The following is a 15,651-nucleotide window of genomic DNA, read 5'->3' as shown; positions in this document are numbered from 1 at the left end:
GGCGTCCTCCCTGACCCCGCATGCCGCCGGCTGGAGATGCTCGGGGGCTGGACTGGCGCCGCGCGGGGCAAGCCCGCTCACTACAAAGTTCGGCGGCACACTGATGATGTTTTTTGAGGAATGCTGAGTTCATGAGTACTTCTTTTACGGACTTGCCGATTGTGCGTGGCGAGCGCTTGGATATCCGCCCCAACCGCTCCCTTAGCATTGCCCATCACGTGGGCACCACCCAGCCCGACACGGTGGTGTTTTTCTGCCACGGCGCCGGGGGCAACAAGGACCAATGGCGCCTGCAATGGCAGGCCCTCAAGGCCGACGGCTACAGCCTGGTGGCCTGGGACCTGCTGGGCCATGGCGACAGCGCCAAGCCTCGCGACGAAAGCGCCTACGCCTGGTCGGAACTGGTGGCGGACTATGGGGCGATCCTGCAGCGCTACGGGCGCGCCCATAACCTGATCATCGCCCATTCCTTTGGCACCGGACTGAGCCTGAGCACACTCTTGGCCGACAGCGGTGTGACCGTCGAAGCGGTGCTGTTGCTGGGCACGATGTTGCACCGGCCGGTGACCCGTGGCGGGTTGATGTCCTTGCCCGCATGGCTGCTCGAATGGCTGCGGCCGCTGTTGGCCAAAGGCTTTCGCGAGCGCGCCTGGCACGCCACGGCCGACCCGGCGCTGGTGGCCTATGAAGAGAAGCTCACCGAGCGCAACCCGCTGTACATGTTCAAGGCACTGATGAAACATGCGCGCTGGCCCGACGCCTCACGGATCCCCACCCTGACGTTGCCGATGAGTGTTCTGGCCGGTGACAGCGACGGCTTGACGCCCGCCAGTGGCGGCCAGGCCCTGGCCGCGCAATTGCCCAATGCGCAGTTCCAGGTGCTGGAGGCGTGCGGTCATCAACTGATGCTGGAGAAGCCCGTGCAGGTGCTGAATGCATTCAACACCTTGCTGGCAAAACGCTTATAACCAAAAAACCATCAGCTATGCGATTCAGCTATTGGATTGTTCATAAGGTAATGCATTTAATTCGGGACCTAACTCATTGTTGCACGGAATAAATCAGCGTCTTCGCGCGTTGTAATGAGTCATCGTTCCGCCTTAGAGATTAGCCATGAGCAACCCCGTTGCCGCAGCACCCGCGCCGTTGGTCCGTGTGCGTCACCTGAGCAAGGCCTTTGGCGCCCAGTCGGCGCTGGATCAGGTCAGCCTGGATATTTACCCGGGTGAAGGCGTGGCCTTGTTGGGGGCCAGCGGGGCCGGCAAGTCGACCCTGGTGAAAATCCTCGGCGGCCTGTTGGCGCCGGATACGGGTGAGGTGTGGGTCGATGGGGTGCAACAGCGGTTTGTTTCGCCGTTGTCGGCCCGTCGCGTCGGCATCGTGGCGGTTCACCAGCGCCCTGATGACGGTATTGCCCCCGGCCTGAGCGTGGCCGAGAACCTGTTGCTCGACGAGCTGTGCCAGCCCGACGCCGACTTCCTGCTCAACCGCAAGAACCTGCTGCAACGCGCTCAGGCCATCGCCGACGGGCTGGGCCTGGACCTGCCGCTGCAACACCCGGTGGAGCGCCTCGGCCAGGGGGATCGGCAACTGCTGGTGCTGGCCCGGGCCTTTGCCCTGCAACCCAAGTTGCTGATCCTCGACGAGCCCACCGCTGCCCTGTCGGCAACCGATGCCGAGCGCCTGCTGGGCCTGATCGACAGCCAACGCGCCCGGGGCGTGGCCATCCTCTACATCTCGCAACGCTTGTCCGACCTGCAACGGGTGACCAACCGCGCCATCGTCCTGCAGGAAGGCCGCCTCACCAGCGACCTCAACACACGGCACCTGCCGAGCGCGGCCTACACCCTGTTCGGCGATGTGGCCGAGCACCCGCGGGTCACGCCGGACAAGACGCTGCCGGTGCCGTTTCTGGAGCGCTTCACCCGCGCCGGGTTTATCCGCAACCGGGCGGAAGGGCGGGCGGTGCAGGAGCAACTGGCGGGGTTACGGGTCGATCCTGGCGTCGCGGGCTTGCCCCCGAAGCGCGGATACACGCCGGACGTCTGAGTGATGCGTCGTGCGGTGCCCGTTTATCCCGTTCATTTGCGGGCCGGGCGTTTATTCCCCAGACTGGTACCCCCGGCAAACTTCAGTAGCCCAGAATGCCTGACACCTTGCTTCCCCTGGCCCTGCCTGGCATTGCGCTGCGACGCTGGCGCCTGCTGCACCGCGTCAAACAGCTGCATGCCGCGCAGCTGTTCGGCGTCACTCAGTCGACCATTTCGCGTTGGGAAAGCGGCACGCAATCCATGGACTGCGCGGCACACAAGCAGTTGGAGGGCTTGTTGGCGGCTCGCCTGGATGGAGCGGCCGACCAAGTGCTGGCCCGGTTGGTCAGCGAGAGCCCACGGCCCATGCACCTCATTTGTGACCTGACCCATCGTTTGCTGGCGTGCTCGCCGGGTCGGGCCGCCGAGTTCACCCAGCCTGTCAGCGAGTTGCTGGGGCAGTCGCTCTGGCGTTTCGCGACGCCGGACATCGTCAGCAAGGAACTGGCCCTCAAGGCCTCCGGATGGCGGGACGCGTTGGCGCCGCCGGCGCTGGAGTTCACCACGGGTGCCAACGACTCCCTGCTCGTCCCCATTCGCCCCGGTCGTTGCCGCTGGACGCGAATTCCACTCTCGGACGGAACGGCCGCGCGCCTGGTCGAGACACTCTGAAGCACGGCTGCGCGCATATTTTATGCGTGGACGTCCACCCCTGCCGCGCCTAGGCTGGTAATGACGGCGTATAGCGTATGCAGAGGGTGTAATGGAGATTGAAACAATCAAGGGGCGGCTTGAATTTCTTCGCGAGGCGGAAAAACTCAAGGACGTGCTCAGAAGCGCGCACACCTCGTCGGGGCGCGCCGAAAGTACGGCGGAACATAGCTGGCGCCTGTGCCTGATGGTGATGGTCTTCGCCGACCAACTGGCCCATCTCGATGTGCTGAAGGTGCTCAAGATGTGCGTGATTCATGACTTGGGCGAGGCGATCCATGGGGACATTCCTGCCGTCAGCCAGGCGTTGTTCCCCAACAAGGGCGAGCAAGAGCGAAACGATCTGCTGAGCCTGACCCGCACCTTGGATGACAGGCTGCAGGCCGAGGTGCTGGCGCTCTGGGATGACTACGAACGTGCGCAGTCGCCCGAGGCCCTGGCCGTCAAAGCGCTGGACAAGCTGGAGACCCTCCTGCAGCACAATCAGGGCAAGAACCCACCCGGTTTCGACTATGAGTTCAACCTGGCCTACGGCAAGCGCTATACCGATGCCGACCCCCTCTTCCAGTTGCTTCGCAGCCTGATTGACGAGGGCACCCGGGAGAAAATCATCATCAACAGCAAGGCCTGCGACGAGTAGTTCGCTGGCCTATCGGGCCGATGGCACAAACGCCACGCTGCCACCGCCACGCTTCTGAAACAGCCGCTCGCCATTGTCCGGTTGGGTGGTGATCACCTGATGATCAGCCCCCAAGTACGCCAGCGGCGTGGGGTCGTCCTTGGAGTATTGCGCGAAGATGATCGTGCGTTGCGGGTCGAAGGTTTGGCCGCTGGTTTTTTCCAGCCAGGCCAACATCGCGGCGCTGTCGCCCTGGCGTGGGAAGTCCTGAGTTTCGGCGACGTAGTAGAAGGGTTTGCCGCCGTTTTGCAGGTACATCGGCAGCTTGTTGTCGACTTCCACCAGCACCATCTGCCACTGGTTCCAGGGCGCGGTCTTGACGGCCTGGGTTCGCACGTCTTCGACGAAACGGGTGACGCCGCCGTTGCTGTTGGTCCACGGGTAGACCACACCCAGCACCAGCAGCATCAGTGCAGCGGCGATGCCAAACCCTTTCTGCCAACGTGGCCAGCTGGCTGGTTTTTTCTGCAGGCGTTCGCTCACCCACCAGGCGGCCAGCAGTTGTGCAAACGGCACCAGCGGCAGCACGTAGTAGCTGCGGCGGCTGCCGCTGGCGGTGAAGAACACAAACAGCAGGCCCAGGCCCCATACCAGCCAGCGCACGTTGGGCGGGGATTGCTTCCAGTGCCGTAGCGCCAGCCACAGGCCAAGCACCCAGCACGGTGCCCAGGGCAGGGTGTAGGCGGGCAGGTAGATCAGGTAGGTGTAGATCGGCCCCATGTGGTCGAAGGGGTCGAAGAAGCGCACCACGTTTTCCTTGAACACCAGTTCCAGGCCGCTTTCGCCGTAGGTCGGTGCGCCGTAGAGGTGGGACAGCACGAACGGAATGGCATAGAACCCCGCCGCAATCACCAGCGCCAGCAGCACGCGCAGGTTGAGGTGACGTTTGTAACGCCCCTGGCTGAGCAGGTGTGGCAGCAGCACCAGGCCGGGCAGCACAAAACCGATCAGCCCCTTGAACAGCGACGTGGCCGCCAGCAGCAGGAAAAACACGCAGTAGCGGCCCAGCCGCGTGTCATCCGGCCCACGCCAGTACCACCACACGGCCGCCAGCACGCCGCACACGGTGAGTATGTCGGCGGTGGCCACCCGGGCCCAGAACAGGAAGTAGAAGGTGGTGGCGAGCATCCAGCCGGCAATCAGCCCGGTGCCCTTGCGGAACAGGCGCTCGCCGATCAGGTAGACCAGCCAGATGCTCAGCCACGCCGCGATCACCGACGACAGGCGCAACGACCAAGGGCCGAGCCCGCCCATCAGGTTGGCAAAGCCGGTGATCAGCCAGTACGACGGCAGGGGTTTGTCGTAGTAGGGCGCGCCCTTGAGAAACGGGTCGAAGTAATCGCCGCTTTGCAGCATCTGCAGGGCGATGTTGGCCCAGCGGGTTTCCGGCCCCCACACGTCGCGACTGCCCAGGCCTGCCAACAGCAGCAGCGCCGAGACGCCCAGCAGCAACAGCAGGGCACCGCGTTCGGTTTTCCAGACACTCATGGGGCTGTACTCGTGGCAGGCGTCGCGTTAAGGAAGTTTCGGGTAAATGATGAGTAACAAGGCGCCCTTGCGATACCGTTTGCCGCCCGCAGGCAACTGGCCCTCCTCGCGATGTTCGCTGGTGCTCTTGACCCGCATCAGCACGCCGACCGAACCCTGTTGGCGGGCCTCGGCCAGCCACGGCTGCACACTCTCCAGGCTGACTTTGCGGTGCACTGAACCCGCGTACTTGAGGCCATAGCGCAGTTCGCCTTCGGTGTCGTAGAACGCCACTTCTGGCCTGCGCAGGCGCCAGGACAAGGCAGACGCCGAACCCAATTCGTTGCTCAGCAAAGCATGGGTTTGTTGCAATTCATCCAGATGCTCCAGCACAAACTGGTCGGGCATTTCGTTATCGGTGATCTCTTCGGGCATGCCGGCCGGCAGCAACGCCACCAGCAGGCCGATGCCCAGCGCCGGCATGGCCCACAGCGTCAGCGGGCGGAACGCTTGCAGCAGGTTGGCGAGGATCCAGCCCAGCAGCACGATAAAGGCCAGGGACAGGCTGAACATCTCGGCGTGGCTGTTGCTGTAGAGCGGGTCATCGATCTGCAGGTAGATCAGCGCGCCCATGGCCACGAGGCCGATGGCGAAGTTGAGCAGGCCGTTGCAGCGCAAGGCGCGGGTCTTGCCCTGGTTGAGTTGGTCGATCAGGGCGTGCCCCATCAGCAAGGCCAGGGGCAGCAGGCACGGCATGATGTAGGTCGGCAGCTTGCCGTTGCTCAGGCTGAAAAAGCCCAGGGGCAGCAGCAGCCACAGGGCCAGGAACACCATCTTCGGCTGGGCTTTTTCTTTCCAGGTCTTGAGCGTGGTGCTGGGCAACAGCGCCGCCCACGGCAGGCACGACACCACCATGATCGGCAGGAAGAACCACCACGGGCGGGCGTGCTGGGCATTGTCGGCAGAGAAACGACGGATGTGCTCGTGCCAGAAGAAAAAGCGCCAGTAGTCCGGTTCCTGCAGATGAATCGCCCACACCCACGGCAAGCACACCACCACCGCCACCAGGATGGCCAGCGAGCCATAGCGCACCAGCTCACCCAGGCGGCGTTGCCAGAGCATGTAGGGCACAGCGATCAGCACGGGCAGCAGCCAGGCTAGGAAGCCCTTGGTCATGAAACCCATGGCACAGGCCACGCCCAGCAATACCCAGGCACGGAGTCGGCCGCGGGCCGTCTGGCTGTCGAGGGCAAACCAGAGCGCAACGAAGCTCAAGTTGACCCACAACGTGAACTGCGGATCGAGGTTGGAATACCCGGCTTGCCCGGCCACCAGGCCAAAGCTCATGTAGAGCAGGGCGCAGGCGAAGCTCTTGCGTGGGTCGTTCCACAGGCGGCGTGCGATGACGTAGGCCAGCAGCACGCTCAGGCCGGTGGTGAGGGCCGAGGCAATGCGCACGCCGAACAGGTTTTCACCAAACACTGCCTGGCCCAAGGCAATCAACCAGTAGCCGGCAGACGGTTTTTCGAAGTAGCGCACACCCATGAAGTGCGGTGCCACCCAGTTGCCGCTCAGGAGCATTTCCTGGCTGATCTGGGCGTAGCGTGTTTCATCCGGAATCCACAAGCCATGCAGGCCCATGGGCAACAGGTAGAACACGGCGAAGGCCAGCAGCAACACGGGCAGGGGTTTCAAACGGGTCATAAAAACGTCGCTCCTTGACGTTCAGTGGCAGAAAAAGGGTGCAAGAAAGTAGTAGTGCAAAACATCAAAGTGTTCACTAAGTCACTGAAAATAATCATGGCGTCCCTAACTAACAGGCACAACTAAACATGCCAGAAACGGGCTGTCGTTTTGCTGAACACGACAGCCGCTGGATATGTAAAAAAGTGTGTTTAAAGTTGTTTGAGCGCGGCGGGCCAATCCTGGCTGTTCATAATGCCCAGGGTCTTGAACTTGCCATTGGGCAGTACCTTGACGAACAGCGCGCTGCCGTATTCGGCGGTGATGGCATGGGGGAACCCCAAGGCCTGTTCGAAGTCGTTGATGCACGCGCTGTGCGTGATCAGCACCAGGTTGTGGTCGGGGCGTTTGTTGCTGAGGATCTCTTCACCCATGGCGTCTCCACAGATGGCCAGCGGGCCGGCGGACAGCTCGGTCTTGCCGAAGACGAACAGTGACGTCTGGGCGGTGCGAGTGGTGGGGCTGCTGAGCACGTCCGTCGCCTGCATGCCCAGGGCGTGGAAGGCTTTGCCCAGTTCGCTGGCGTGCTGCGTGCCGTTGATCGTGAGGCCGTCGGCCGGACCGAAGCAGGGATTTTTCGAGCGGTCGCAGCGTTCTTCATGGCGTACCAGCACCACCACGTCGCCGTTGCGCCAACTGGCCAGGAGCCCGGAGTTGATCAGGTGGTTGCGCACGCCCAGGTTCGTCGGCGACCTGGGCCAGAACACGAAACCGGACACCAGCAGGCTGACGATGGTCATGCCCAGCCAGAGCCTTTTCAGGCGCCTGAAAAGGCCTCGGCGCACACGCGGTTTGGTCAGGGTAAGGTCAACCACACTATTCACCATGGGCACTGTTGGCAGTGTTGTTATCAAACAGGCGCAGCGCATTGACGGATGCCCGTAGTGGAGTAGGAGACTGTCACAGGGCTGCTGTCTTTTCGCTGAACATCCAGCTGTTAAAAGTTGCCGTCACTGGCAACTAACAAGTTGCCGCTCTACGACGCGTGGAGGGCAATGTAGAGAGGCATGGGTGGGCGGTCGGTGAAATCCATGTGAAAAATTCGCACGGCGCGCAAAGTCAGCCGTTATCCTCGTTGGCAGTCCCCCGAGCGAGCGTATGTATGTTGCACGTGCAAGGTGTTCTCAAAAGTTACGCCACCGCGCAAGGGCCCCTGGCGGTGCTGGCAGGTGTCGACTTGCACTTGGCGGCGCGCAGCAGCCTGGCGCTGATGGGCGAGTCGGGCAGTGGCAAGAGCACCTTGCTGCACCTGGTGGCCGGCCTCGACCGAGTGGACGGTGGCAGCATCCAGGTGGGCGAGCAGCGCCTTGACCAATTGAGTGAGGCGCAACTGGCCCACTGGCGGCGCACCGAGATCGGCCTGGTGTTCCAGCAGTTCAACCTGATCGGCAGTTTGCGCGTGGAGGACAACCTGGCGTTCCAGGCGCGCCTGGCCGGGCGTCTTGACCCGCAGTGGCAGGCGCACCTTGTAGAGCGCCTGGGGCTGGGCGACTTGCTCAAGCGCTATCCGGAGCAGCTCTCCGGTGGCCAGCAGCAGCGGGTGGCGGTGGGGCGCGCATTGGCCTCGCGACCGGGCTTGTTGCTGGCCGATGAACCCACCGGCAATCTCGACGAAGCCACCAGCGATGACGTGCTGCAACTGTTGCTGGACCTGTTGCGCGACAGCCCCACCAGTCTGCTGATGGTCACGCACAGCCCGCGTATTGCCGCACGGCTCGACCACCAGGTGATGTTGCAGCGTGGCCGCGTCGTACCGGCGGACGTGCGTTGAGGTGGCCGTTTTTTATTGGGCGTTGCGTGCGCTGCTGAGCCACTGGCGGCGCCATCCCGTGCAGTTCTTCAGCGTGTTGACCGGGCTGTGGCTGGCCACGGCGTTGTTGACCGGTGTGCAGGCCCTCAACAGCCAGGCGCGGGACAGCTACGCCCGCGCCAGCCAATTGATTGGCGGTGAGCCTCAAGCCAGCCTCAGTGCGACCGGTGCATCGAGCTTCCCCCAGGCCCTGTTTGCCCAACTACGTCGCGCGGGGTGGCCGGTGTCGCCGGTGGTGCAGGGGCGGGTGGTGCTCAAGGGGCATGACGAGGTGCGCCTGCAACTGATGGGCATCGATCCCGTGTCATTACCCGGTAATGCCGCAGTGGCCGGGCAACGCCTGAGCCAGGCGCAGATGGCCGCGTTCTTCGCGCCGCCGGGACGTACTTGGGTGGCCCCGCAGACATTGCAATCCCTGGGGCTGCACCCGGGTGATCAACCGCAGACGGCAAGCGGGCAGGCCTTGCCGCCGTTGCAGGTTCAAACGGACATGGTCCCCGGGGTTTTGCTCACCGACATCGGCTTTGCCCAACCCTTGCTGGAGATGCCTGGGCGTTTGTCGCGGCTGCTGCTGGACAACGCCTTTGCCGCCACCCATCCCACTCCGCCTGCCGAGTTGCAACTGCATCAGGCCGAGGACAACAACCTCTCACGGCTGACCGAAAGCTTTCACCTGAACCTCGACGCCCTGGGCTTACTGTCGTTTGTGGTAGGACTGTTTATCGTGCATGCCGCCATCGGCCTGGCGCTGGAGCAGCGGCGCGGGCTGCTGCGTACCTTGCGCGCCTGCGGGGTCAGTGCGCGGATGCTGATCCTCAGCCTGGGGGTGGAGCTGGGCGTGTTGTCGCTGCTCGGTGGCGTGCTCGGCGTGGCCAGCGGTTACCTGGTGGCCAGCCTGCTGCTGCCGGACGTGGCGGCCAGCTTGCGTGGCTTGTACGGCGCCGAAGTGCCCGGCCAGTTGAGCTTGAGCCCTGGCTGGTGGTTGAGCGGGTTGGGTTTGAGCCTGTTCGGTGCACTGTTGGCAGGGGCAGGCAGCCTGTGGCGAGCAGCGCGCCTGCCGTTGCTGGCCCTGGCCAATGCCCAGGCCTGGCACGAGGCCCATGGGCGCTGGTTGCGACGCCAGGGTTGGGTGGCGGCTGCGGCGTTGCTGGTCGCGCTGCTGGCGTTGGGATTGGGCAACAGCCTGGCCGCCGGTTTTGTGCTGATGGCCGCGTTGCTGTTGGGGGCTGCCCTGGGTTTGCCGGTGATCCTCAATGCGGTATTGAAGGCGGTGCTCGGGCGCAGCCGCTCGGTGCTGGGGCAATGGTTTCTTGCCGACTGTCGCCAGCAACTGCCGGCGTTGAGCCTGGCGTTGATGGCGCTGCTGTTGGCGCTGGCGGCGAACATCGGCGCGGGTTCCATGACCTCGGGCTTTCGCCAGACCTTCAATAATTGGCTGGAGCAACGCCTTACCGCCGAGCTGTATCTCAATCCGCAGAACCCGGCGCAGGCCGAACAAATGAGCCACTGGTTGGCGCAGCAGCCAACGGTGAACACCGTGCTGCCGACCTGGCAAGTGTCGACGCAGTTGCAAGGTTGGTCGGCCGATGTGTTCGGGGTGATCGACGACCCTACCTATCGCCAGCACTGGCCTTTGCTTGACGCGGTTAATCAACCGTGGGACCTGCTGCAGCAGGGCGACACCTTGATGCTCAGCGAGCAACTGGCGCGGCGCTTGAACGTGCGACTGGGTGATCGGGTGAGTATCCCCACGCCTCAGGGGCCCTGGTCACCCACGGTGGTGGGCATCTACGCCGACTACGGCAACCCCAAGGGCCACGTGTTGGTCAATTCCACCCACTTGCTGGCCCATTGGCCGACGCTGTCACCGGCCCGCTTTAACCTGCGCATGGCGCCCGAGGATGTGGCGTCGCTGGTGCGGGACGTGCAGCACGCATTTGCGCTGGAGGACAGCCGCATTGTCGATCAACAGCAGCTCAAGGGCTATTCGAGCCAGGTGTTCGAACGCACCTTTGCCGCCACCGCCGCGCTGAACAGCCTTACCCTCGGCGTGGCCGGCGTGGCACTGTTCATCAGCCTGTTGACCCAGAGCCAGAACCGCCTCGGCCAGCTCGCGCCGCTGTGGGCGCTGGGGGTGACGCGCCGCCAACTGATGCTGCTCAACCTGGCGCAGACCTGGCTGCTGGCGCTCTTGACCTTGGTGCTGGCGTTGCCTCTGGGGCTGTTGCTGGCCTGGTGCCTGGACGCGGTGATCAATGTGCAGGCGTTCGGTTGGCGCCTGCCGTTGCAGGTGTTCCCGTGGCAACTGGCGCAATTGCTGGGGCTGGCGATGTTGGCCACGTCCCTGGCGTCGGCCTGGCCGCTGTGGCAGTTGTACCGCAGTCGCCCGGCGGATTTGCTCAGGACCTTTGCCCATGAAGATTAAGGCGTTGCTGGTTGGGGCCTTGTTGGTGCTGTTGAGTGCCTGCGATCAGGCGCCCGCACCCCAGGAGAGTTTCGCCGGCTTGGGCAGCGCGGCGGCGGACTTTGCCCAGGTGGTGCCGGGCAAGGTGTTCAGCTTTCCCGAGGACCATGGGCCTCACGCCGGTTTCCGCATCGAATGGTGGTACGTCACTGCCAATCTCAAGGATGCCGAGGGCAATGTGTTCGGCGTGCAGTGGACCTTGTTCCGCAACGCCCTCAAGGCCGGGCCGGCACAGGCGGGGTGGCAGGACCCGACGATCTGGCTGGGGCACGCGGCTGTCACGTCGGTCACCCGGCATTACGCCGCTGAGCGTTATGCGCGTGGGGGTGTTGGCCAGGCGGGGGCCCAGGCGGCGCCGTTCAATGCGTGGATCGACGATTGGAACTTCGCCACTCGCCCCGGCGCCACCAGCGCCCTGGCCGACATGCAGCTCAAGGCCCACGGCCCGCAGTTCGCCTATGATTTGCACCTGACCTCCAGCCGCCCGTTGGTGCTGCAAGGCGACAACGGCTACAGCCGCAAATCCGATCAGGGCCAGGCGTCGTATTACTACAGCCAGCCGTTTTTCACCGCCAGCGGCAGCGTGACGATCGACGGCAAGGCGTATCAGGTCAGTGGCGCCGCGTGGCTCGACCGCGAGTGGAGCAGCCAACCCCTGGCCGCCAGCCAGACCGGCTGGGACTGGTTCTCCCTGCACCTGGACCGTGGCGAACAGTTGATGCTGTTTCGCGTGCGGCAAACCGACGGGGGGGGTTACCTGACGGGCACCTGGATCGATGCGCAGGGCCGCACCCAGACCTTGCACAACGCCGACATCCAGCTCACGCCACTGGCCACCACCGACATCGACGGGCGCCGTATTCCCACGCGTTGGTCGTTGAAAATCCCCGGCAAACACCTGGATATCACCCCCCAGGCAGTCAATCCGAAGGCCTGGATGAACCTGAGCATTCCTTACTGGGAAGGGCCGGTGCAGTTCGACGGCGGGGTCGGCTATCTGGAAATGACCGGCTACTAGGTGAAGAAAATTTCATAAAAATACTGGACATGCATACAGCATATGGCTAGATTCCATCCCAGGTGACCGGATGTCACCTGAGCTTCAGTTTTTAACTATGGATGGATAAAAAATGAAATCGAAAAAAGCCTTTATGTTGGGCGCGGCCATGGCGGCCTCCTGCTTTGTCTCGGCCTTTGCCCTGGCCGAACAGTACCCTTCGCAACCGCTGCCCAAGGTGAGCGCTCAGGCCGTCAAGGAGGCGGTGCACAAAGCCCTCAAGTCCGGTGGCAAGCTCGACGCCAAGCCGGTTGCCTCCCCGCTTCAGCAGAAGCTCAAGGCGGCCATGACCGCAAAAGCGCCGGCCAAGGCCGTGGCGAGCAAGGCGGCGAAACTCTCCGCCGTCGCCACCGTCAACAGCGAGTTGAAGAAGCCCGACCAGGACAAGCTCAAGGTCGCGGCGGCCGAGTTTGCACCGCTGTTCCCGACGCTGGACATCAACACCCTCTACACCCTGAGCGAAGTGCAGACCGGCCAGGATTTCCCCTACCACTTCCACCTGCCACAGAACGGTCGTGCGCTGGTGCAATTGGTTGACCAGAGTGCGGGTGCCAACATGTCGCTGAGCCTGTTCCGCGACGATGGCCAGGGCAACCTGGAGCTTCTCGGTACGTCCGACAACCCGGGCAATGCCGATGAATACCTGAGCGCCGTGCTGCCGGCAGGTGACTACTACTGGTACATGGTGGCCAATGAGGCCAACAACGCCCAGTTCAGTTTTGGCGTAGGGGTGGACTTCAACATCGATGCCTATGAACCCAACGACACCCCGCAGACCTCGTTTGTGCTGCCTGATGCCTTGAACCGCGTGACGGGCAATATCGACAACCCCAACGATATCGACTACTTCGCCTTCCAGGCCACCCGTGGCCAGAACGTGGCGATGGCCTTGAGCGATGATCAGAAGGGCGTGCGTAACCAGTGGATCTTTGAGCGCCTGGAGGGCAACAACTGGGTGGTGGTGCCGGCCGGTAACAGCATGACCCTCTCCGGTGTCACGCCGGGCTATGTGGCCCAGGTTCGTGTGCGGGCCAACCCGGCCGTGGTCCAGGACCCTACCGCCCAGTACAAGCTCACCCTGGGTTCGGCACCGCGCCTGAACAGCTTCGACGTGAAGGGCGACAACGTGGTCCGCGTGCCGAGCACGATCTTCTGGATGGCCACCCAGGCGGCACGGAACCTGACCTGGAACACCCAATGGTCCGACTCCACGGGCGCACCGCTGCTGGGCGTTACCCCGGTGCTGCGCGTTGACAAGCACTTCACCGGCACCGAGTTCAATTGGACCGACTTCAAGGCCTCCACCGACAGCGCAGGTGCGTCTCTTTCGGGTGCGGCACTGGGCGGTTGCTTCGGCGAGTACCGCGTGGAGTACCCGGACAGCAGCACCGGCGTGAAGTACAACTGGGCCACCACCTTCAACTTCGGCGGCTGGCGGATCGAGCTGGACGAGTTCCCGGGTGTGGGCGTGGGCGGCGACAACGTGCCTTACGTGACCTTCGGGCATATCTGCACCCAGGACATCATCCATTGATGCACTGAGTGAACGAGGAGGGGCAGCCTGCAAGGGCTGCCCCTTTTTTTATTCCCGGGCCAAGGCCAGCTTCAGCGGCAGGCGCGCCATGCTCGTGCTTTTCAGCGAACCGAGGTAGAGCCAGTCGCCGTATTCCCGGGCGGTGGTGATGGGTGAATAGTTACCCGCGCTGCCATCCTGCAGGTTGGCGATGACCTTGCCCTCGGTGTCCAATCCCAGCACGAAGGCTTTGCGCTCGATGGGCTTGGGCACCACCATCAACGCCCGCACCATCACCTTGCGCAGCAACGGGTAACCGGCGAAACCATCCAGCAGCGGGTTGCGTGGCGAGTACAACGCCACCCAGAAACGGTCGTGGCCGTTGAAACTGAGGTTGTCCGGCAGGCCTGGCAGGTTGTCGATAAACAGGTCGTGGCTGCCCGCTCGCTCGCCCTTGAGCCAGTAGCGGCTGATGCGATAGGCGCCGGTTTCATTGACCAGCACGTAGTTTTCATCCGGGCCGAGGGCAACGCCGTTGGCAAATTGCAGATGATCGAGCAGTACCTCGGTGCTGCCGTTGCTGAAGTCATAGCGCAACAGCCGGCCGTCACCGCCGTGTTCGATCACGGCTTCGCCATCCTGCCCATAGCCCCAGCGGCTCGATGCATCGCTGAAGTAGGCATAGCGCCCGCTGGCGTCCACGGTCACGTCATCGGTAAAGCCGAAGGGCACACCATTGGCGCTGCTGCTCAGGGGCACGAGCTGGCGGTTCGCATCCAGTGCGAGCAAGCCCTTGATCCCGTCGGCAATGATCAGGCGCCCATCCGGGTGCAGTGCCATACCGAGGGGCCGCCCACCGGTGTTGGCCAGTACTTCCAGGGTGTGGCTGTCGGGCGAGGTGCGGATGATGCGCCCGTCATGCAGCCCGCTGATCAGAAAACCCTGGGCATCCAACAGCAGGGCCTCGGGCCCGGCGATGTCCTGGGCGCCGATCCGTTGCACATCCTTGAGTCGCTGATTCTCGGCAAAGGGCCCCTCTTTCATCGACGGCGCCTTGGGTGGCGACCAGTTCACCGGCTGCACCTTGGTCGGCATCAACAGCAAAAAGGCAATCACGGCCAGCAGCAGTACGAACAGCAGATGACGCAGTTTCTTGGGACGGGTACTCATGACGGTTCCTGGTTGTCGTGGGCGTTCGGCTCCCAGTGCAGGGTGCCGAACAGGTAGTCCATCAGGGGGAAAACGATATTGAAGTTACGCCCCTGCATGAGTTCGCGGCGGTGGTGCAGGGCGTGCAGGCGGTGCATCTGCCGGATCCACGGCAGGCGCGCCACCGGGTGTTCTGCGGGCAGGTGTTCACAGGCGTGGAACACTTCGTAGAGCAGGTAGCCCAGCAGCATGCATCCGGCGAAAAGCCCGGCGACGTTGGGGCTCAGTTGCTTGAGCAACCACCAGGCGGGCAGGGTAATCGCCAGGCTGTGCAGCACGATCAACCAGGCGGGGAAGAGGATCACGCGCCAGTCCCGGGGGCTGTCGTAGGTCATGTGGCCGGGGGTGAAAAAACTGTGGTGGTCACCGGTATGTCGGGCGTAGAACAGCCGGGCGAAGGTGTGTTTGTGGTGGCCGAGGTGGCGGTGCACGAGGTAGATGCACAGGTTGAAGAACACCAGGGTCAGGGGGACGGTCAGCCACTGGAGCGGGGTGATGCTGTGGGTGGAGGACCAGGCCAGGGTGATGCAGGTTGCGCCGTAGCCGAGTACGAATGCGGCGTGCAGCCAGGGGTTGTAGCGGGGGTGGACGTTGGCGCGGTAGTGGGCGCGGAAGGTTTCGGTGGGGTGGGGCATGGCTTGGGCTCGGTGTTTTTTTTGTTGGGGTGTGAGCTTAGTCGGTGGGTGGGGTTTTGCTTGGGGGTATATCCGGTATTTGGGTGATGGCGGAGTATGGTTTCGCCCTTACGGCGACTCACTTTGGAAAAGCCGGAGTGCCGGCCCAGCCCAAAGTAAGCAAAGGGCTCTTGCCCCAACACTCGGCACCTCGCTTAGGCTCGGTGTGCCCTCACTCCGGCTTGAATCCGTGGGCCGCCGTCCTGCCGGGTTACCCACGGATTCAAGCCTGCGTTCGGCCAGCGTGTTTGACGGGGCGCCTAAGATCAAAATCAAAAGCAGACGCGGCGGCCT

13 protein-coding genes are annotated in these 15,651 nt (G+C 63.4%); 8 read left to right on the top strand and 5 right to left on the bottom strand.

The window, feature by feature from the left end; translation table 11 throughout:
- Positions 1–131 precede the first annotated feature (131 nt).
- The 4 genes from ACVWVP_RS29915 (at position 132) to ACVWVP_RS29900 (ending at position 3,381) form a co-directional block, all read left to right on the top strand.
- Positions 132–968 carry an alpha/beta fold hydrolase gene (locus ACVWVP_RS29915; RefSeq protein WP_457409668.1) on the top strand — a complete coding sequence of 279 codons (837 nt, stop codon included), beginning with the start codon at positions 132–134 and terminating at the stop codon, positions 966–968.
- 145 nt (positions 969–1,113) lie between these two features.
- The gene (locus tag ACVWVP_RS29910) at positions 1,114–2,049 is read left to right on the top strand and encodes an ATP-binding cassette domain-containing protein (RefSeq protein ID WP_178923204.1); all 936 of its coding nucleotides are present in this window, start codon (positions 1,114–1,116) and stop codon (positions 2,047–2,049) included.
- A 95-nt stretch (positions 2,050–2,144) separates the two neighbouring features.
- On the top strand, positions 2,145–2,702 hold the full coding sequence (locus tag ACVWVP_RS29905; RefSeq protein WP_178923206.1) for a helix-turn-helix domain-containing protein: 558 nt from the start codon (positions 2,145–2,147) through the stop codon (positions 2,700–2,702).
- A gap of 91 nt (positions 2,703–2,793) precedes the next feature.
- Positions 2,794–3,381, top strand: coding sequence for an HD domain-containing protein (locus tag ACVWVP_RS29900; protein ID WP_178923208.1), 588 nt, complete (start codon positions 2,794–2,796; stop codon positions 3,379–3,381).
- A gap of 9 nt (positions 3,382–3,390) precedes the next feature.
- On the opposite strand, the gene ACVWVP_RS29895 is transcribed toward ACVWVP_RS29900, so the two are convergent.
- The 3 genes from ACVWVP_RS29895 to pmrG all read right to left on the bottom strand — a co-directional run bounded on the left by ACVWVP_RS29895 (position 3,391) and on the right by pmrG (position 7,457).
- Complete coding sequence (locus ACVWVP_RS29895) at positions 3,391–4,908, bottom strand: ArnT family glycosyltransferase (RefSeq protein ID WP_457409664.1); 1,518 nt, start codon at positions 4,906–4,908, stop codon at positions 3,391–3,393.
- A 27-nt stretch (positions 4,909–4,935) separates the two neighbouring features.
- Positions 4,936–6,591 carry a lipid IV(A) 4-amino-4-deoxy-L-arabinosyltransferase gene (gene arnT, locus ACVWVP_RS29890; protein ID WP_457409662.1) on the bottom strand — a complete coding sequence of 552 codons (1,656 nt, stop codon included), beginning with the start codon at positions 6,589–6,591 and terminating at the stop codon, positions 4,936–4,938.
- Positions 6,592–6,782: 191 nt separating this feature from the next.
- A complete protein-coding gene (gene pmrG / locus ACVWVP_RS29885; RefSeq protein WP_457409660.1) occupies positions 6,783–7,457 on the bottom strand; it encodes a lipopolysaccharide core heptose(II)-phosphate phosphatase PmrG in 675 nt (224 codons plus the stop codon).
- Positions 7,458–7,732: 275 nt separating this feature from the next.
- On the opposite strand from pmrG, the gene ACVWVP_RS29880 reads away from it, so the two are divergent.
- From ACVWVP_RS29880 to ACVWVP_RS29865, 4 genes are all read left to right on the top strand, one after another.
- A complete protein-coding gene (locus ACVWVP_RS29880) occupies positions 7,733–8,401 on the top strand; it encodes an ABC transporter ATP-binding protein (RefSeq protein ID WP_457409658.1) in 669 nt (222 codons plus the stop codon).
- 1 nt (position 8,402) lies between these two features.
- The gene (locus ACVWVP_RS29875; protein WP_457409656.1) at positions 8,403–10,865 is read left to right on the top strand and encodes an ABC transporter permease; all 2,463 of its coding nucleotides are present in this window, start codon (positions 8,403–8,405) and stop codon (positions 10,863–10,865) included.
- Positions 10,855–11,922: a lipocalin-like domain-containing protein gene (locus tag ACVWVP_RS29870; RefSeq protein WP_457409654.1), complete on the top strand. Its 1,068-nt coding sequence runs from the start codon at positions 10,855–10,857 to the stop codon at positions 11,920–11,922. Before ACVWVP_RS29875 ends, ACVWVP_RS29870 begins: the two co-directional genes overlap by 11 nt.
- Positions 11,923–12,034: 112 nt before the next feature.
- Positions 12,035–13,495, top strand: coding sequence for a hypothetical protein (locus ACVWVP_RS29865; protein WP_457409651.1), 1,461 nt, complete (start codon positions 12,035–12,037; stop codon positions 13,493–13,495).
- 48 nt (positions 13,496–13,543) lie between these two features.
- Here ACVWVP_RS29865 and ACVWVP_RS29860 read toward each other — a convergent pair whose 3' ends face one another.
- Both ACVWVP_RS29860 and ACVWVP_RS29855 read right to left on the bottom strand, forming a co-directional pair.
- Entirely contained in the window at positions 13,544–14,644 is a 1,101-nt protein-coding gene (locus tag ACVWVP_RS29860; RefSeq protein WP_259175403.1) for an SMP-30/gluconolactonase/LRE family protein, read from the bottom strand.
- Positions 14,641–15,318: a sterol desaturase family protein gene (locus tag ACVWVP_RS29855; protein ID WP_259175401.1), complete on the bottom strand. Its 678-nt coding sequence runs from the start codon at positions 15,316–15,318 to the stop codon at positions 14,641–14,643. The genes ACVWVP_RS29860 and ACVWVP_RS29855 overlap by 4 nt, the downstream gene beginning before the upstream one ends.
- Positions 15,319–15,651: the final 333 nt, after the last annotated feature.

It is taken from the genome of Pseudomonas sp. TE24901, assembly GCF_054058375.1.
Note: the sequence above shows the minus strand (reverse complement) of the source record. Positions and strands in the feature narration are given on the sequence as shown.